Origin of the sequence: Chryseobacterium pennae, from assembly GCF_003385515.1 — a bacterium.
GTDB lineage: Bacteria > Bacteroidota > Bacteroidia > Flavobacteriales > Weeksellaceae > Chryseobacterium > Chryseobacterium pennae.
On sequence record NZ_QNVT01000011.1, the window covers coordinates 1 to 18,502 of the forward strand.

General features: G+C 35.9%; 13 protein-coding genes and 1 pseudogene. 4 read left to right on the forward strand and 10 right to left on the reverse strand.

What is annotated here, in order from left to right:
- The 5 genes and pseudogenes from DRF65_RS12700 to ahcY all read right to left on the reverse strand — a co-directional run.
- Nucleotides 1–133, reverse strand: a pseudogene (locus DRF65_RS12700) (IS3-like element ISElsp1 family transposase); the annotation flags it as partial.
- Nucleotides 134–364: 231 nt separating this feature from the next.
- On the reverse strand, nt 365–757 hold the full coding sequence (gene yiaA / locus DRF65_RS12705; RefSeq protein WP_115971139.1) for an inner membrane protein YiaA: 393 nt from the start codon (nt 755–757) through the stop codon (nt 365–367).
- 168 nt (nt 758–925) lie between these two features.
- Complete coding sequence (locus DRF65_RS12710; RefSeq protein ID WP_115971140.1) at nt 926–1,696, reverse strand: hypothetical protein; 771 nt, start codon at nt 1,694–1,696, stop codon at nt 926–928.
- 670 nt (nt 1,697–2,366) lie between these two features.
- Complete coding sequence (locus DRF65_RS12720) at nt 2,367–3,041, reverse strand: acyltransferase family protein (protein WP_115971142.1); 675 nt, start codon at nt 3,039–3,041, stop codon at nt 2,367–2,369.
- A gap of 83 nt (nt 3,042–3,124) precedes the next feature.
- Nucleotides 3,125–4,438, reverse strand: coding sequence for an adenosylhomocysteinase (gene ahcY, locus DRF65_RS12725; protein WP_115971143.1), 1,314 nt, complete (start codon nt 4,436–4,438; stop codon nt 3,125–3,127).
- 166 nt (nt 4,439–4,604) lie between these two features.
- On the opposite strand from ahcY, the gene DRF65_RS12730 reads away from it, so the two are divergent.
- Together DRF65_RS12730 and DRF65_RS12735 are read left to right on the forward strand one after the other, a co-directional pair.
- The gene (locus tag DRF65_RS12730; protein WP_115971144.1) at nt 4,605–5,120 is read left to right on the forward strand and encodes a pyridoxamine 5'-phosphate oxidase family protein; all 516 of its coding nucleotides are present in this window, start codon (nt 4,605–4,607) and stop codon (nt 5,118–5,120) included.
- Nucleotides 5,121–5,293: 173 nt separating this feature from the next.
- A complete protein-coding gene (locus DRF65_RS12735; protein WP_115971145.1) occupies nt 5,294–5,908 on the forward strand; it encodes a 4'-phosphopantetheinyl transferase family protein in 615 nt (204 codons plus the stop codon).
- On the opposite strand, the gene DRF65_RS12740 is transcribed toward DRF65_RS12735, so the two are convergent.
- The 4 genes from DRF65_RS12740 to porU form a co-directional block, all read right to left on the reverse strand.
- Entirely contained in the window at nt 5,889–6,617 is a 729-nt protein-coding gene (locus DRF65_RS12740; RefSeq protein WP_115971146.1) for a hypothetical protein, read from the reverse strand. The two genes, DRF65_RS12735 and DRF65_RS12740, sit on opposite strands and share 20 nt — an antisense overlap.
- A gap of 73 nt (nt 6,618–6,690) precedes the next feature.
- Nucleotides 6,691–8,946 carry an FUSC family protein gene (locus DRF65_RS12745; protein WP_115971147.1) on the reverse strand — a complete coding sequence of 752 codons (2,256 nt, stop codon included), beginning with the start codon at nt 8,944–8,946 and terminating at the stop codon, nt 6,691–6,693.
- A 248-nt stretch (nt 8,947–9,194) separates the two neighbouring features.
- Nucleotides 9,195–10,343: a type IX secretion system outer membrane channel protein PorV gene (porV, locus tag DRF65_RS12750; RefSeq protein WP_115971148.1), complete on the reverse strand. Its 1,149-nt coding sequence runs from the start codon at nt 10,341–10,343 to the stop codon at nt 9,195–9,197.
- 59 nt (nt 10,344–10,402) lie between these two features.
- Nucleotides 10,403–14,299 carry a type IX secretion system sortase PorU gene (porU, locus tag DRF65_RS12755; protein ID WP_115971149.1) on the reverse strand — a complete coding sequence of 1,299 codons (3,897 nt, stop codon included), beginning with the start codon at nt 14,297–14,299 and terminating at the stop codon, nt 10,403–10,405.
- A gap of 165 nt (nt 14,300–14,464) precedes the next feature.
- Between porU and gldJ the strand changes: the two genes are divergently transcribed.
- Nucleotides 14,465–16,066 (forward strand): gliding motility lipoprotein GldJ, encoded by a 1,602-nt coding sequence (gldJ, locus tag DRF65_RS12760; RefSeq protein ID WP_115971150.1) that lies wholly within the window; start codon nt 14,465–14,467, stop codon nt 16,064–16,066.
- 143 nt (nt 16,067–16,209) lie between these two features.
- On the forward strand, nt 16,210–17,481 hold the full coding sequence (locus DRF65_RS12765) for a UDP-N-acetylmuramoyl-tripeptide--D-alanyl-D-alanine ligase (RefSeq protein ID WP_115971151.1): 1,272 nt from the start codon (nt 16,210–16,212) through the stop codon (nt 17,479–17,481).
- Here DRF65_RS12765 and DRF65_RS12770 read toward each other — a convergent pair.
- On the reverse strand, nt 17,474–18,085 hold the full coding sequence (locus DRF65_RS12770; protein ID WP_115971152.1) for an NUDIX hydrolase: 612 nt from the start codon (nt 18,083–18,085) through the stop codon (nt 17,474–17,476). The two genes, DRF65_RS12765 and DRF65_RS12770, sit on opposite strands and share 8 nt — an antisense overlap.
- Between the last annotated feature and the right edge of the window lie 417 nt (nt 18,086–18,502).

The window sequence follows — 18,502 nt, forward strand, 5'->3', positions numbered from 1 at the left end:
AATTACCTCGAATATTATATCGGGTTTGTAATTGGGATTTGGTATATAATCCTCGCTCATATTCAGAAACAACCTGTCTTTTGAATGCCTCACTGTATTTTTGTACGGGGGATGATATTTTTGTTAATTTCATTAGGGTGACTGATTTTATGGTTTTTTAGTCAACCTTTTTCAGGACGAGACAAGTATATAAAAAACCTCACTTTTTAGCGGGGCTTTTTTGCTTTTATTTTTTAAATGAATTTTAAATGTGGTGTATTGGTCTTCGAATAAATAGGTAAGCTATAATTCCCAAATGCTGCTAAGGTTTGAATATTGATTTGGATGAAATAAAAAACTCTCCCTGTGTGGAAGAGTTTCTGTATTATTCCTGAAGCATATTATCTCTTGTATTCTTCTGGACAGCAATAGCACCAAAAAGTGCCAGCAGGAAGGCAAAGGCATAAAATCCTTTTTCACTTGGAAGGATGGTGGCGTTCCAAAGTCCAACGGCCAGTAATACGATGGAGGACAAGGTAGCAAACCAGCAGATTCCATAGTAAATATCCGTTACCGGAATATTTTCCAATTTATCACGAACAGCTTTCTGTAAGGAAACAACAGCAAATAAACCATATAATAAGATCGTAAAATAGTAACCTTTCTCATTCAGCAGCATTTCTGCCCTTACAAGTCCTACAATATACCCAATCATTCCTGCTCCCAATGCGACCCATGAGGCTGCAATAAATGCATTTGATACTCTTTGTTTTTTCATGAATTTAATGTTTTGTTTAAAAAGCTAAATATATTCATTTTTTGTTAACATTGTTGTAATCATGAGAAAATATGGGCAAAATACGGAGGCATTAATCTCTATTATTTTCATTCGGAATCCGTAGCCTAATACAAAAAAACTCCCCGAAACTGGAGAGTTTGTATATTTTTACAAGGTAATATATTCATAATCATACTGAACAAAAGGTTCTCCATTCATACTTTTTCCTATAGTTCTAGTGGGAAAACCTGCACTATTGTATTCTAAATTGTATGTAGTAATATCCTTTCCACTGTATTGTGAATCGCTTTTGCTTATTATACAGTTGTTTTTACTTAAAATATCATTTCTACCCCATGATATTTTCAAATATTTATCGGTATTGGTGTATGGATTGAATTTGTTATCGTAAGAGTATTCGGTTTTTAAATCTGTTCCATTAAAATTAAGAGTATGTAGTGATACATTATCACCATTATAAATATAGGTTTCTTTAGTAGGGTCTGAGCAATTAACGGATCTACAGGATGTGTAAGAGGAGAGTTGACCCACTGCGTTATAAGCATACTGATGAGTTCTGTTATTCTCAGAATTTGTATATATAATTTTATTACTTACCAACTGATCTCCAGAGTAATTAAACTCAGAATAACTTTCCAACTGCTGCTGTGAATTATAATCATTTGATTTTATAGGTTTGCCATTCTTATATTCAAAAATACTGGTTCCTTCTTTTGACTGCATTTTTATAAGCTGTCCCTTACTATTGTATTCCAGTGTTAGCGTACCATTTAGAAAACTTACAATAGGGTCACTGTAAGTTGTGGTTACTTTGCTTAGTAATAATTTCTTTTCTGCAGGTTCATTTTCATCATTACTACTGCAGCTGTTAAAGAATACAGCAGCTCCCATCATCCCCAGAAATAAGTGTTTTTTCATGCTATTTTAAATTTTCTGCAAAAGTAAAGAATACCTTACGGGTTGGGAAGCAAAAAATCCTACTATTTCAGATTAGTGGGGTTAAATCATGTTTTTGAATTCCGGAATTAGCTTATTAAAAACAAACACTCTCTAATTTTAGAGAGTTTGTATGTTATATTTTAAATAAAAACTATCTTTTTTGGAACGTTATACTTGTTTCTTACTTATTATTTTATAGTATAAATTTATAAATGGCTTCTCAATTAAATAAAATGTAAATGAGCAAATTATATTTAGAAAAATTGCAATTATGAATATCAAAAACATATAGGTGTTTCCGTTCATAATTTTTACAGTATCAAAACCAATACAATAAAAAGTTGTGAATAATAAAATCCCATGAATTAGGTAAGTGCTATATGAAATCTCCCCTAAAAATTTAAAAAAATTGATTTTTAAAAAACCAAATAAATTATTGCCTAAAGCTATAATAGTAAATGCTATGATTAGAAATGTTTTAGAAAAATAATTACGACTACTTGAATCAAAAGACAAACCTATAATTAAACAAGAAATTGCTAAAAGGGCATATAGTTTATTGCTTACTTTTATATTAGGGTGAAAGTAATGAATTATTGCTGGAATCATACCTCCTAAGAATGAAATAACATGGGTTAGGCTAATTGTATTATGATTTATATATACTAAAATAAATAGCATCGATACAATTATAGAGATAACATTTTTGTTCTTCAACATAAAAGCTCCAATAATTGGAAGGGTAAAATAGAATAACCATTCCATAGGGTAATGACCAAACCACACCAGCCAGCATAAAATCGATATTGTAAGTTTGTCCAATAATTACTTTCCCTTTAATATTGAACATATACCACTTTAAGCATTGTGCTAAAAAAACATATAGAGTTGAGTTAAAAATAAAATGATCTATAGCTAATGCGAAAAAAATACAAATAGTGACCACAAAAAAATATAAAGGGAACAGTCTGAAAATCCTTGAATACAATAAGTTTCTCCAAAAAGTCAAATTCTGATTTCCTGATTTTAAAAGTTTATTAGTGAATAAAAAACTGGTAATCATGAAGAAAAATGCTACAGAACTTTCACCAAGATGTACAGCAAGATGATTTTTAGGTAATTCCCATGTATTAGAGCTGAGATAATTTTTCCAAATTATAGAATGGTGAATAAAAACCCCAGTTGCTAGAAGCCCTCTAAAACCATCAATACTTTCAAAACGATTGGTTGCAGTCTTAAAATTGACAATCCTGGAAATAAAAAATCCAGAAATAAATATCGATGAGTAACAAATTAATATAAAGAGGTAGCTATCTATGCTCATTAATTAAATTTTCGATAAATATAATGTATAAAAAATTCCTTTACAATGACTTGCAAAGGAATTTTTTATAAAAATTAAAGTTCTTAGTATCTGTAGTATTCAGGCTTGAATGGCCCTTTTACATCAACTCCGATATACTCAGCCTGCTCAGGAGAAAGCGTTTCAAGTTCTACGCTTAATTTCTTAAGGTGTAGAGCTGCTACTTTTTCATCTAAATGCTTAGGCAGCATGTATACTTCGTTTCCGTACGCTGCAGAGTTGTTCCATAATTCGATCTGAGCCAAAGTCTGGTTAGAGAAAGAGTTAGACATTACGAAACTTGGGTGTCCAGTTGCACATCCCAGGTTTACCAGTCTTCCTTCTGCAAGGATGATTACTTCTTTACCTTCAATAGTATAGATATCAACCTGAGGCTTCACTTCAGATTTAGTCTGACCATAGTTTTGGTTTAACCAAGCCATATCGATTTCATTATCGAAGTGACCGATGTTACAAACAATCGCTTTATCTTTCATCTTAAGGAAGTGTTCTCCTCTTACAATGTTGAAGTTACCTGTTGTAGTGATGATGATATCTGCGTTATCTACCACAGTATCTAATCTTTTCACTTCATAACCGTCCATAGCAGCCTGAAGCGCACAGATTGGGTCAATTTCAGTAACAGTAACAATAGAACCAGCTCCTCTGAAAGAAGCAGCAGTACCTTTACCTACGTCTCCATATCCGCAAACTACCACTCTTTTTCCAGCCAACATTACGTCAGTAGCTCTTCTTACAGCATCTACCGCAGATTCCTTACATCCGTATTTGTTGTCGAATTTAGACTTAGTTACAGAGTCGTTTACGTTGATAGCAGGCATTACCAAAGTTCCGTTCTTCATTCTTTCGTAAAGTCTGTGAACTCCGGTAGTCGTTTCTTCAGAAAGACCTTTGATGTCTTTTGTGAATTCAGGGTATTTATCAAACACCATGTTTGTTAAATCTCCACCATCGTCAAGGATCATGTTCAGTGGTTTTCTGTCTTCCCCAAAGAATAAAGTCTGCTCAATACACCAGTCAAATTCTTCTTCATTTAAACCTTTCCAGGCATAAACCGGAATTCCTGCAGCTGCAATAGCCGCAGCAGCGTGATCCTGTGTAGAGAAAATATTACAAGATGACCAAGTAACTTCAGCTCCTAAAGCTACCAATGTCTCGATAAGCACAGCCGTTTGGATCGTCATGTGAAGACATCCTGCGATTCTTGCTCCTTTAAGCGGTTGAGATGGTCCGTACTCTTCACGGATAGCCATCAAACCTGGCATTTCTGCTTCTGCAAGGGTAATTTCTTTTCTTCCCCATTCTGCAAGGGAGATATCCTTAACTTTATAAGGAACGTATTGTGTTGTTGTACTCATATGTAATGAATAAATTTAAATTCAGTTGATAACGAAAGGCAAAATTACAATTTATAATTAAGATAAAAAAACAACAGATCAATTTCAGTTTCATGAGATTAAACATAACTTAATATTATTTAGTCTTAATATAAATAATTATTTTTACCCTTATAAATTATATCTTATGAATACCCATACAGAGAAAAAAACAAAACCTGTAGCTCCCAAGGTACAGGAGCTTATTGACAGAACCAAAAGTGTAATTCTGGCTACTGTAGATGCTGAAGGAAATCCTAATTCCAGCTACGCACCGTTTGTACAGGTAGACAATACTTTCTATATCCTTGTTTCCTTTATGGCAAGGCATACTAAAAATCTTGCAGAAGGAAGAAAAACTTCTGTTATGTTTATTGAAGATGAATCAGCAACCAAACAGATCTATGCGAGAGAACGCCTGACTATTGAAGCGACAACTTCCCAGATCGAAAGAGATTCTGAAACATGGACTCATGTGGTGACAAAACTAAAAGAAGCACACGGAAAAGTAGTGGATGTCATTTCTGAAATGGGTGACTTTATTTTAATTGCTTTGCAGCCTGCAAAAGGTTCTTACGTGAACGGATTCGGAAGTGCTTATTTTGTAGATCCAAATCTGGAAATTATTGAGCACAGGAATGATGTGAATCATCAGGCTAAATAAATTGGAAGGGATGCTGGAAGAGGGAAGTAGGAGGTTATACTTGTTAAACTAGGAGTAGAGCTACTTTTTAATAGGTCTTCTGCATGAGTATTTGTTTTATCGCCAAATAGAAACTTCCATCTTCCAGCTCCCATCTTCCAACTTTTTCCTTATTTTTGTCCAATAAAAAAAGAATGCCCCTTTACCGAGATTTTTCAGATGATAGTGCCATAATCCTTGTTTGGAAGTATGATGAAAGTGAAGAACTTGACATCAATGAACTTCTGGAACCGGAGAATGCTGAAAAAGTAAAGGATTACCATCCTAAAAAACTATTGGAGGTATTGATGGTTCGTAAGCTTCTGAAAGGTTTAAAACCTAATTCCAAAATTCTATACAGAGAAAGAGAACCTTTTCTTTCTCCCTATGATGCTGAGATTTCCATTACCCATTCTTTTCCATTTGCAGCCATAGCTATTTCTAAAAATAAAATAGGAATAGATGTGGAAAAGTTCAATCCTAAGATCTTAAGGGTCATCGATAAATTCACCTATGAAAATGAAAGAGGTTTTATTCCTGAAGATAAAGCCGATACTTTTTATACGATCATCTGGAGTGTAAAGGAAAGCATGTATAAGATTCACCATTCCAAATACTGGTCGCTGAAGAAAAATTATGAAGTAAAACCTTTTGAGTTAAAGCATCTTCATAAGATAAGCTGCCGTGTGTATGACGAGCAGTTTTCCGATGAATTTAAGGCAAGAGTGGAATTTTTTGATGATTACTGCTTTACGATTGTGGAGGAGTAGGCTGTTTCTGCCTGAGTAGCTGCCGTATTGAAACCAGGTGTCCAAAAAGAACTACCGGAACAATAAAAGTAGGTAACCAGCTGAAAGGAAAATGCAATATAGCAATATTAGGCTGGTCAAAGGCTATCCTCTGTAACGGTGATGGAGCTGAAAGAAGAGCAATAATGACTATATTGAGCAGCAATGCAAGCCCTATAATATGCCAGTACAAAATCAGGTTTCTGCTTATTTTCGACATTCTTATTCCATAGTAAGCAATAAATGGAGCCGAAATACCTGCCAGAATATCAAAGTTGATTCCTTTAAACGTCATAATTTCCGGTACCATTTTGTATAAGAACAGTTTATACAAGGCTATTTCAACAAAGATCCTTATTATATTAAGGTAAGTAATATGTAAAAGAGAGAGGCTGTCAATAAAGAGTTTCCCTTTTGGTGTATTAAACATAAATAATATTACGAGAACCGGAGGAAGGATACCCAGCAGTACAATTTTAGGAGGAAGAGAATTTAAATGACTATTATAGACATCATTTAAAGATAAAGCTGCCTGAATGATTAGCCAACAGAGAAGGATAAGAAAAATCTTTCCTGTTCCGGATTTTATGATCGCTGAAGCAGAATTTTTTATTGCCCAACAAAATAGCAGCAGAGTCACGAAAGTGATGATTCCAAACAATAATGAAATGGGAATAGTAAGGTTTTCCATGGTTAATTTTTAACTAAGATATTATAATCAGTCAAAAATTAAATTGCCGTAGGACAAGAAACAAAATAAGAGATTAGGATTCCTCTACTTTTTCAGCTTTATACTTTTCTATCACCTTTCTTTGCTCCTTGGCAACATCGTAGATCAGTTCCAGAATATCATGAATATTTTTAAGTTCCGTTAAATGGGATATTTTATCAGGATCCCTTCGGTCAATAATATCATTTTCCTCAATTTCGGTCTTTCTCTTCAAAAGCATATCTTCAATGGATGAATCTTCAGGTTCCAGGCGGCTTTCCATTCTAAGAGCTTCAGTGATATCATCTCCATTTAATAACGTTGAGGTTTGCTGCATTTCAGCCTCTATTTTTCGGCTCCAGCTTTCTGCATCTATTTCGGGATATTGCTCATTGCTTTTAGAGTATTGAGATAAAGAAGCAGTATAAGCGGTGACAAGATGTGAGGTCGCTACAAACTGGTGAACCACTTCCAACTTTTTCTGCTGATTTTTAGGGTCCGAAATCATTCTCTGAAAATTATCAGAAAGATTGGCTAATGAAATGATGGCATTTTTTCGCTTTACTTTATAGTCTTCAATATCGAAGTTCCCTTGCAAAAATTTAGACATTACACTCTGAAAATAGATCAGATTGTCTGCAGCAGACTTTTTCATCAGATCCAGGTTTTGTGTATGTTCCCAAACAGGTAACACAATATAGGAAACCGCAAATGCTATAATTCCGGCAATAGCTGTATCTACAACTCTGTCTTTAAAAATGATATTTACTTTTCCGGGATTTAAAAAATTAAAACTCAGGAAAACATAGATCGTCATGAAAAGGACTGCCCAAAAATACTTTCCCTTCAAGAAACTGAAGCACATAATCATGCTGATCAGCAGGATGGCAAACAAAACACTATTGATGTGTATGAAATGCAGGATGATATAGGCTATTGTGGCTCCGGTCACCGTTCCGTAGAGACGCAGGAGGTTTCGCTGCTTTGTGATGGAGTAGGTCGGTTTTAAAATAGCTGTAATGGTAATGAGGATCCAATACGTATGTCCCAATCCCAGAAAATCAAACATAGAAAAGAGATATCCTACCAACAGAGCGGTTGTAATTCTTATTGCATGGCGGAAATGAGAAGACGATAATGAAATATTATTTCTTAAAACCTTAGAGTTCAGTTTGGGCTCATTAGGCATGAACTTTTTTAAGTCTAGCCCGGTGGATAAACTTTTTGCCAGTTTTACATCCTGTGAGAAAACTTTGTAAATCTCATTGATCTCCTTGGTGATTTCATTAATACGCATCAGGATCTGTCGCAGAACCATGAAGTTTTCCAGACTATCAGGTGATAGCTGCCTATTTCTAAGTTCGAAGTAATTATAGTTGAGATTCTTTAATTCTAATTCAAGATTCAACATAGGCTTTGCCCTTGTTCCGCTTTGGAGGGCAATTCCGATATTGGTGATCTCTTCAGCAAGCAGATTAAGATAATCATGGATATTAACAAGGATCATGCTGTCTTCAAAGCTCTGCTGTAGCTTCTGATAATCGCTTTCAGAAGTCATCAGCTTTTCATGAAGGTCCATAGAATTCAGGAACATCAGCATCAATAAGCGGCTGGTTGTCGTAGATTCATTGACGATGGTTCTTGTTTTAAAAACAGTTTCTCTGGTGTCTTCCTGAAGGTTTTTAATTTCAATCTGTTTGGCAATAACCTGAGTGGTAAGTTTGTCAAAGTCCGGATTCTTCTGATAATAATTAGCTTTGATCTTTAAAAATTCTGCCAGCTGAAGATAATTTTCTCCAATCATCTGGCTAGCCAATTTATAAGGACGGATAGTTGTTACCACAAGGAATATCAGTAAAAACCAAATACATCCACATGCAAAAATGAGGAGACTTTTAAAGATATCCGCTCCTGTAAGATGCCCGTCAATAAAGATGGCAAGTACTACGAGTGATAATGAACCCACTGCTGCCAGTCGCTGGCCATAGACCCCGATGAGGGAGAAGAACATCCCGAAGACGATAATCTCCAATAATACCAATATCTTAAAATTCATCACCAGACTAGCAATGAGTGCCACAAAGACAAAACAGCAAATGGCAAATGCCAGCGCATTTCTTCTTCTTATAAAAGGGCCGGGTTGATCGGTAAGGGCAACAAAGCTGGTCCCGAGTGGGAAAAGAAAGTATTCTTTTAAAATTCCAAAGTGAGCGAGAACCAAACAAGGGAGAACAGTAGCTAATGTAATTCTGATTGCAGAATACAGATACTGACTGGTCACAAATTTTTTTAGTTCCGCCGAATAGTTCATACTACAAAAATAGCTATTGAATTTAAAAAAATAGCCATAAAGGGAAGACTTTTGTGAACTTAAATGTTATATTTTTTTAATAAAGCCGGAGAAAGTGTGGGGAGTGGGTATAGGAGTATTGTCAATGGTCAGCTTTTGTTTTACCAAGTGAATAGGTAGGTATAGAAATTGACTGGTGCGGTGGGGTTAATTAAATAAAAAAGCCTCATGCAAAATGGATGAGGCTTTTTTATAATTGTTGAAATGTGTTAACGTTCGTTGTTGGATGTTTCTTCACCAATGTTCCAGGTAAGACCGAAACGGAGTGTGTTATCCAATGCCGTGTTTATTTTAGACATATTGATCAGATAAGAAAGATCAAGCCCGAAAGAACGGTACTTTAATCCGATACCTGCTGTAGCAAACTGTCTTGCTCCCTGCTCTTCACTTTCATGGAAGTAACCTCCTCTTACAGAAAAAGCATTGTCATAAGAATATTCTAAAGCACCACTGTACATGATACTGTTTTTATTTTTAAATGATTTTCCGATACCGGCAATTGGACCTACATTCGGAATTTCGTATCTAGGCTCTCTGTAAGCATTTAATCCAACGTATTCAGATCCTGGTACCAAAAGTTTTGAACCTTCCACGGAGATTCCGATTCTGTTCATATCATCCATATACATATCATATCCAACCCCTAATCTTGCCATAGTTGGAAGATAAGATCTTGATTCTTCATTTCCGGTATAGTCAAGTTTCGGACCAAGGTTCTGGATGGCTAAACCTGCATTTAATTTACCATCATATCCTCCAAAACTTGAGAATCTCTCGGAAGTATAGTATGCTGAAATATCTACAGCAAAAGAGTTTGCTGCTTTAAGGGTATTATCTGTATTGAATCCTCCGGCTAAGTCTGAACGGATAAATCTACCTGTAACAGCCATGGAGTAGGAGTCAGAAAGTTTAAGACCATAGGCAACATCAATGGAGAATTCATTAGGTTTTGATACCCCATTGGAAGTAACATCATTACCTACCAGCTGAGTAAGGTCTACTTCCCCCATGTTGAAGTAATAGATACTCGCGGAAATAGTAGATCTTTCATCCTGTCCAAGAAATTTATGGAAAGATCCATATAATAAGAATACATCATTGGTAAGTTTTCCCATATAGGGTGTATAGGTAAGACCTATGGAAGAACTTGTTCTGCTGAAAGGATATTTAGCTGCATTCCAAAATTGTGAAAATGCATCAGGAGAGGTTGCTACCCCTTGATCTCCCATACCTCCCGATCTTGCATCTGGCGCAATTCTCAGGAAAGGAGCTCCGGTAAGTACAGGGTTTATTTGTGAATAACCCAGAAAACCAGCACTTAACCCAAGTCCTAAAAGCAGTTTAGTAGTTAAATTCATATATTGTCTTTTATATATTATCAGTTTTTTATTAATTTTATTGTCTATGTTTTATATAATTATTTCAAAAGTACCATTTTTTCTACAGCTGTGGCACTTCCTTTGCACTTTTCTTGGTTTTGACTTTTTGCAAATATCTTAAAAATATATGTACCTTTTGCAACAGTTGCCCCAAAATCATCTCTTCCATCCCATTCTATAGCCTGACGGGGAGTTCTGAATCCCTGTAAGAACGGTTCTGCAACCACTGCCTGAGATAAGGTTCTTACTAATCTTCCGGTTATGGTATAAATCTGCACATTTACATTCAGTATATCATCGCAATTATGTTCAAACTGAACATATGTCTTATTGGTGAATGGATTCGGCCAGTTCAATGGACGGTTGATTATCAGATGCTGGTCAGCTTCATCCTTAACCTCAAAATTTAACGTAGCAGTTGTCGAATTATTGTTTATATCCCAAACTTTAAATGTTAATTGATGTTGTCCGACCGGAAGATTCCTGAAAGGATAGCTTACATTTCCTTTTTGATACTCAGCAAGACTCGGGTTTAAGCATCCGTTTCCTTCCCCGGGAGAATAAAAATCATTCAGAATAACAGTATTGATCACCTGACCATCTAAATATACAGTAATGTCATGACCTATCCCTGATCCTGCAGAATTAATTCCTGTATCATCTGTAAGACATGCCAGAAGCATTGGGTTCTGGTTAGTAATTCCACCATCAGCAAAGTTGGTATTGTTCATATACAGCTTTACTTTTGGCGGCTGGTTATCATTAATTCCGTTAGGATTGATGTCTCCAATCTGTACAGCCTGATTATTGAATACATCGGTTGCTTTATTGTCTGCATAGCCCATTATTCTTCCTTCTCCAACAGCATAATTGATGTCTTTCGGAACATAAAATTCTGCAGTGAACACACCGTTTACTGCAATTCCTGATGCTTTTACAATAGCACTTCCTTCTTCTGTATAATTAAGTATAGGGTGAGACCAGTTATTATTGTTCAGCGTTTTCTTATTCAGTCTTTTATCAAAAATATTTATAGAAACCCTTCCGTTGAAAGTATTGTTCAAAGTTCCGTTAGGGTTATTGATGTGTCCTTTTATTTTAACAAAATCAAGTCCACGGATCAATCCCGGGACAGGTGTTTCAATATTGTCAATGGTAAGTAATCTTTGAGGTCTGCTAAGTTTCATCGCCGGATCACCCAGTAAATTTACTCTTAAATGGTTCTCATTAACTCCTTTTTCCTTTTTTGCGTTTAGATGGGCATACCCTAACGTATTGAAGTCATCATTGGCCAATTTGAAAATATTTCTGGTAAAAATATCGGTGAAAGTACGCCCATAACCAATATCTATGGCACGGCTTGAAGTGACCATTGTAGCAGGACCTCCCTGCTTAAGCTTCATGAACTGCTCTCCTGCAGAATTGGTAGAAGGCTCGTCCCACAATGTAAACTCACAGGTTATGGTAGATACCAAAGGGAATCTGCTGTATACACTGGTGAAGTTATTGGAATTTTGTACCTCTGTAGTGGTTAATATCCTTTCCTGGGCCCAACCGTTGACTCCTCCATGTCCAAAATAGAATAAATATAAGCTGTTTCCTATACTGTTGGAGATGGCCTGGTTTACCTGTGGATATCTTGGTCCTGCTGCAGTACTTTGCATGGTAAAAGCATCCAGGTACAGTTTTCTTACATTATATTCTTTCAGAGTCGGTACACCCGGCTGTTCAAATATATCGACCAGTGCTTTATTCATAACATCATGGAAAGGGCTGCCACCTTCTTCATTATCATCTACCACAAAATCCAGTTTCATTCTCCAGTCTCCAAAAGGACTTGATTGTCCCGGAAGGGCATTGTAATATGCTAGAGTTTTATCAATCATATTAGCAGCCTCCGTATTATTGGTAGCAGGAATTCTTCCTACAGGCAGATTCGGCAAATTGTATCCTATATTAGTGGCAGTCTGCGGCTGAGTCATTACAATATAGTCATCCGTAACGTAGGACTGTACATAATCTGAGGAATGCTCGCTTTGATACGCTGAAACAATATTGTTATTACCAGATATTCTGTTCTTGTAGTCATAAGAAGCATCTCCCAGAATGAATACATACTGAAGTCTGCCTTGCGGGGTATTTAATTTGGTAACGAAATCCCTTACTGCGGTAATATCCTTACTTCCGTTTCCAAATTCTTCATAGACCTTATTTACATCTACAATTTCTACTTTGTAATTGTTTTTTGTCTGATGATAGTTGGCCAGTCTTTGTGCCTGTCCCATCAGTTCAGGTACAGTAAGGATCAAATAATCTATATTAGAGATCGCAGAGAGGTTCTGATTGGCAATTCTTCCTACAAACTGAGGCGTAAAAGCAGCATCAGCACGGAAGGCTACAAATTCATTATTGAAATCTGTACTGGAAGCTTTATATGCAAAATTGAAAAACCCTGTTCCCGTTTTATTGACTCTTCTGTTGGCATTGGTGATATCAGTAACATCCCATACCTGTTCTATAGAAGACGCATTAGAAATACTGAAACCATAATCTGTATTACTTCCGCTTATTATAGAATAATCCCTGAAGTTCATCTGAGAACCGTTGAATGCAAGATTCTCTTTATACTGTACCTCCAGGTAATCAAAGTAGAATGTTCCGTTAGGGTTTTTAGAAATATCCGGATTGTATTTCAATGTGATCTGATTTCCGCTTTGGTTGGTAATAAAACCATTATATCTCATCGGATAATAATTGTACTGATAGGTTGGGTCATCAGTAGGAACGGAATTATGGTACAGGTTCAGATCATTGATTTTAATATCAATGGAATTCAGCTGTGACCTGTATCCTATTACTTGTGATCTGTATTTTATGATATCATTAGGCTGTATAGGCGAATTGGTGGTCAGAGTAATAACCTTTTCAGTACTGAAAGGAGTATCTTCTACCCATATTCTACCTACTTTCAATAAATTTTTCTGATCATTGTTGATCACCTGGTAGCTATCGTAGCGGGTAATCATCTGAGCAGGTAAATCCCCATCTATAGTTGCGACTCTTTTCCCTGCACCTTTATCAAAGTTGATATAATAATAGGCAGAGTCATCATATATATTTTTGAGATTGTTACTTGTATCGGATCTTGTTTCTCTTCTCTTAAAGCCTTTCCCATTATTGGTATCATAAAGATTGTAACCGTTCGGACCCTGTGCATAGAATAAAGCATAATCATTATCATTCCATATTCCGTCATCTTCACCCGCTACCTGAATAGCGTTTTCCTGTAAAGAATTATATCGCGGGTCCTGATTGAATTCAGGCAGCATGACTCCTCCGTTTCCGTAAACTCTGAGATTTTTTGGATTTACAGAAGCAGGATTAATTCCGTTATCTCTTAAAAACTGTGCCGTGATTTTGAAGATTCCGGATTTATCCACCTTTATTTTATAAAAGTTTCCGCTGGCAAGAGGATTGACTGTAGTTCCTATTTTATTGGTGCCTCCAAAAGTATTGATAGGAGTAGAAGCTTCTGAAACATTAAACGAAGACAATCTCTGAACCTGCCCATTTATATTTTTAAACAGACCTACACTGATACCTGCATATCTTTCTCCATCTAATGTATAATAGGTTACTTCAGCAATGTCATGATCAGGAAGTACTCCTTTTTTGAGTTCATATAAATCCTGGTTGGAAACTCCATCCCAGACAAGATCCGAAATTTTCAGCTCCTTTTCTCCGATTTTTTGCTTGGTTACTATAAAAACATTATTTTGGCTGAAAGAAAAACCTTCATTTTTAAAGTTGGGAAGATTTAATTTTGTCTCACCAAAATCCTGAATTTTAGAACCATTCCATTCTATGGTGTTTCTTTGGGCGTAAAGTGTTGATGCAAAAGCGATTAAAGATAAAAGCGTGATTTTTCGTTTCATGTTTATTATTGAAATTGCTAAATTACAAAATAAATGAAAATTTTAGAATTAAATTGCAATACAATAAAATTAATTTGTTATCGTTGTTCAAAAAAATCAAATCTTTATTTGATTTATTGAATAATTTATTTTTTCTTTGTACTCTTGAAAATATTTATATCGACTATGAAAAAACTAAAGTTGTTTTCATTAATAGCATTAAGTTCTACACTTGCATTAACCAGCTGTGGCGGATCAGGAACCAGCAAAGGTGGCGGTACCAAAAAATTTGTCAGTAAAACGGGTTGGAAGCCAAACGAAAAACAGGGTTGGTTTTTTGCAGGAAAGCAACAGAAGCAGAAGGGTTGGCCGGGAATGGTATATGTAGAAGGAGGAACTTTTACAATGGGATTAGTGAAAGATGATGTTATGCACGATTGGAATAACACGCCGCGCAGAATGCAGGTAAGTTCATTCTTTATCGGAGAAACAGAAATTACTAACTACGAATACCGCGAATACCTTACATGGTTGAAGTATGTATTCCCACCAAGTGACCCTAGCTTTAAGGAGATCTATAACGGTGCTTTACCGGATACCTTATTATGGGACAACAAATTATCTAGAAACGATTATAATGAAACCTATCTACGTTCTCCGGAATTCGATTATTATCCGGTAGTAGGAGTTTCTTGGACACAGGCAAACAGATACTGTGAATGGCTGACAGACAGAGCGAACGAAAAAGCTTTGATGCAGGCAGGTATTATTGCTAAAGATATGTATATCAACGAATCCAATAACCAGGGAGGAACAGCATTTAACATGGATAAATTCAAAGCGAATGATCCGGAAATGCAAGGATATATCAACGAAAAAAGAATGCAGCAAAAATCTGGTATGAAAACTACCAACCAAAGATTATTGTCGGCAAACAGAGCTCCTAATGGTGCAATGGTTCAAAAATTCAGACTTCCTACAGAAGTTGAATGGGAATATGCAGCTTTAGGAATGGCAAAAAACAGAGAATATAACCAATACCTTGGTAAAAAACCAGAAATCGAAAGATTAAGAGGTACCAAAGGAAGAGAAAGAGGTATGTTCCTTGAGAACTTTAAAATGGGTAAAGGAGATTACTCTGGTATCGCTGGATGGAAAAACGATGGGTCTGCACAGACTTCAGACGTAAGACAATATCCGTCTAACGACCTTGGAATCTATGGAATGTATGGTAACGTTGCAGAATGGACTGCCGATGTTTACAGACCGATCATTGATGAAGATTACAACGACTTCAATTACTACAGAGGAAATATGCCTCAGGCTATCGTAAAAAATGGAGACGGAACTTACAAAATGGTTGATGAAGGTACCATTAAGTATGATACTTTAGCGGATGGTAGATTAGTCTACAAAGGTCTTCCGGGACAATTCGAAAGAGAAACGATTGCTGACTACAGAAACTATAGAGATGGTGACAGACAATCTTCTTTAGAGTATTACAGAGCTTCAGATTCTGCTTCAGGATTTAATATGTACAATGCTCCTAAAAAAAGCTTTGTTGTAGATGCTAGCGGTAGAGTTAAGATGCAGAAAGATACCAAAGACAGAACATCCGGAATTTCTAACGATGTTAGAGTTGTAAAAGGAGGTTCTTGGCAAGATACTGCGTACTGGCTGGACCCGGGACAAAGAAGATATAAAAATCAGGGCAGGGCTTATGGTTGGATTGGTTTCCGTGTTGCACAGGATGCCAGAACTAATGATAAGAACAGAACTAGAAGATAATATTTATCAAAAAATACTTTTAAAAAACCTTCCGGATTTTCGGAAGGTTTTTTATTTTTGAACCATGAAATTGCTTGACTGAAAAATTCTGAAATACTAATGCAGATTTAGCGATTTCTATTTGAAAATATATATAGTTCCACATGAATATAGAACAGTTTTATCCTTTGCTTTTACAAGCCGGTAAAGTAACGATTGATAGCCGAAAAATAGACAGAAATGACATTTTTTTCGCATTTTCCGGTGATAATTTTAATGCAGCAACCCTGGCGGAAAAAGCCATTGATGACGGAGCCTTAGCTGCCATTGTTGAACAGCCTGAGTTTGAAAATAAGGATAGAAATATCTTCTATGTTCCGTCTACACTCGAATTCCTGCAGCAATTGGCCATCTACCACAGAAGTAAACTGAATATTCCCTTTATAGGCCTTACAGGCAGTAATGGGAAAACAACCACTAAAGAGCTGATCCATGCCGTGTTGTCTGAGAGGTTTAATGTTCAGTATACATATGGAAACCTCAATAATCATATCGGAGTTCCACTGACGATTCTTTCCATTAAGCCGGAGCATGAAATGGCTGTGATTGAAATGGGGGCTAATCATCAGAAGGAAATAGAATTCCTTTGTACCATTTCACAGCCGGATTTCGGATATATTACCAATTTTGGAAAAGCACACCTGGAAGGTTTCGGCGGTTTTGAAGGTGTAATTAAAGGGAAGTCTGAGCTTTATGATTATCTTAAAGAAAATCATCAGACAATTATCATTAACGAAAATGACCCTGTTCAGGTTGAAAAAACAGAAAACTATTCACCTAAGATCACTTTTGGAAAAGCAGGGTCAGATTATGATTTTAAACCGTGTACAGAAGATCATTTTGTAGGACTGATTTATCAGGGAGAAAAAACCGTATCTAAACTGACCGGAGAGTATAACTTTACCAACCTTTGCGCTGCAGCAAGTCTTGGCCTTCATTTTGGAATCAGCTTTGAAAAAATAAAGCATGCAGTAGAACAGTATACCCCAACCAATATGCGTTCGCAGGTGGTGAAAAAAGAGAACAGAACATTAGTGTTGGATACTTACAATGCCAACCCAAGTTCAATGACTGCATCATTAAATAACTTTATCACGTTTGAGGGCCGTAAAACCATTATCATCGGTGATATGCTGGAATTGGGCACAGAGAGTGAAAAAGAGCATCAGAATATCTTGGAATTGGCCAGAACTCTTGGTTTTGATACCATCATTACAGTAGGGAAACACTTTAAAGGAGTGAATTCATCAGACCTGGCTTTTGAAAATACTGCTGAACTGACAGCATATTTACAGCAAAATAAAATTCAGTCAGAAAATATACTGTTGAAAGGATCAAGAGGAATAGCACTGGAAAAGGTAATTGATTTTATTTAGCCTTTAAAGCCCAGAATTCCTTTACAATAAGTTTAATATTTTTGAATGTGCTTGGGAAAACTTCATCCTCAATCTGAAGAGTGTTTTTCCAGGCAACTTCAGTAATTCCTTCTTCGATCTGTGGCTTTGAAGTATCTTCACCATTGAAGTTCATTTCAAACCAATGAGTACATTTCAGGATTTTCTCACCGTTTCTTTCAATATAGATGTGATAAGTAGTATTGATAAACTGTACAAGTTCCACATCCTTTAAACCGGTTTCTTCTTCAATTTCCCTTACTGCAGATTCTTCCCTGGATTCTCCCTTTTCCATCTTTCCTTTTGGAAGATCCCATTTGCCTAGCCTTCTGATGAAAAGCATTTCACCTTCAGGCTTGATAACCAGTCCTCCAGCCGCTTCTATAATTCTGAACAGTTTTTGGAACTCCTGCCAGATCTCATCAATATTCTCACCATAAACATTAAGTTCGTTTACAGAAGTATTTTCTAAAAGATCCAATGCGATCTCTAAAGTCGTGAAACTTTCATACCCAAGTTTTTTTTCAAGTTCTTCGGGATGCTTAGATATCAATAATTTTTTTTCGTTCACAAAAACTTTATACATCTCAGATAGTTATAGTTAGTATTGATCCTTAGGGAGTAATGGTTTTAATATACGATAAAACAGATGGTTTTTACCGTGCTTTATACCACAATTTATACGCAAATATATCAAAATATAGCAACAAAATATACCTCTTTAAGTGCTTTATTTTTCTTAATGAGAACAATTGTTTGGTTTTTTATTATAATATTCTTTCTTGAATTGTATTATTTTGAAGAAGCTTTTTTTAATAGATTTAAGATTTGAACAATTATGGAAAAATTACACAGACAAAGGTATTTTTCCTGGTGATAGTTCAAAGTATGAAAATCAATGCGCAATCCGGATGAAGGTAGCATTTCAATAGGGATGATGATTAGTTTTTAGCTACAATATGCTCCTTTCGTAATTAATTTCTTTTAGGAAGATACTTCCGTC

Bases quoted from the DNA above. Each gene is read 5' to 3' on its own strand.
- yiaA (WP_115971139.1), bottom strand. From the start codon at position 757: ATGAAAAAACAAAGAGTATCAAATGCATTTATTGCAGCCTCATGGGTC.
- DRF65_RS12710 (WP_115971140.1), bottom strand. From the start codon at position 1,696: ATGAAAAAACACTTATTTCTGGGGATGATGGGAGCTGCTGTATTCTTT.
- ahcY (WP_115971143.1), bottom strand. From the start codon at position 4,438: ATGAGTACAACAACACAATACGTTCCTTATAAAGTTAAGGATATCTCC.
- porV (WP_115971148.1), bottom strand. From the start codon at position 10,343: ATGAATTTAACTACTAAACTGCTTTTAGGACTTGGGTTAAGTGCTGGT.
- DRF65_RS12730 (WP_115971144.1), top strand. From the start codon at position 4,605: ATGAATACCCATACAGAGAAAAAAACAAAACCTGTAGCTCCCAAGGTA.
- DRF65_RS12720 (WP_115971142.1), bottom strand. From the start codon at position 3,041: ATGAGCATAGATAGCTACCTCTTTATATTAATTTGTTACTCATCGATA.
- DRF65_RS12745 (WP_115971147.1), bottom strand. From the start codon at position 8,946: ATGAACTATTCGGCGGAACTAAAAAAATTTGTGACCAGTCAGTATCTG.
- DRF65_RS12735 (WP_115971145.1), top strand. From the start codon at position 5,294: ATGCCCCTTTACCGAGATTTTTCAGATGATAGTGCCATAATCCTTGTT.
- DRF65_RS12765 (WP_115971151.1), top strand. From the start codon at position 16,210: ATGAATATAGAACAGTTTTATCCTTTGCTTTTACAAGCCGGTAAAGTA.
- gldJ (WP_115971150.1), top strand. From the start codon at position 14,465: ATGAAAAAACTAAAGTTGTTTTCATTAATAGCATTAAGTTCTACACTT.
- DRF65_RS12770 (WP_115971152.1), bottom strand. From the start codon at position 18,085: ATGTATAAAGTTTTTGTGAACGAAAAAAAATTATTGATATCTAAGCAT.
- porU (WP_115971149.1), bottom strand. From the start codon at position 14,299: ATGAAACGAAAAATCACGCTTTTATCTTTAATCGCTTTTGCATCAACA.
- DRF65_RS12740 (WP_115971146.1), bottom strand. From the start codon at position 6,617: ATGGAAAACCTTACTATTCCCATTTCATTATTGTTTGGAATCATCACT.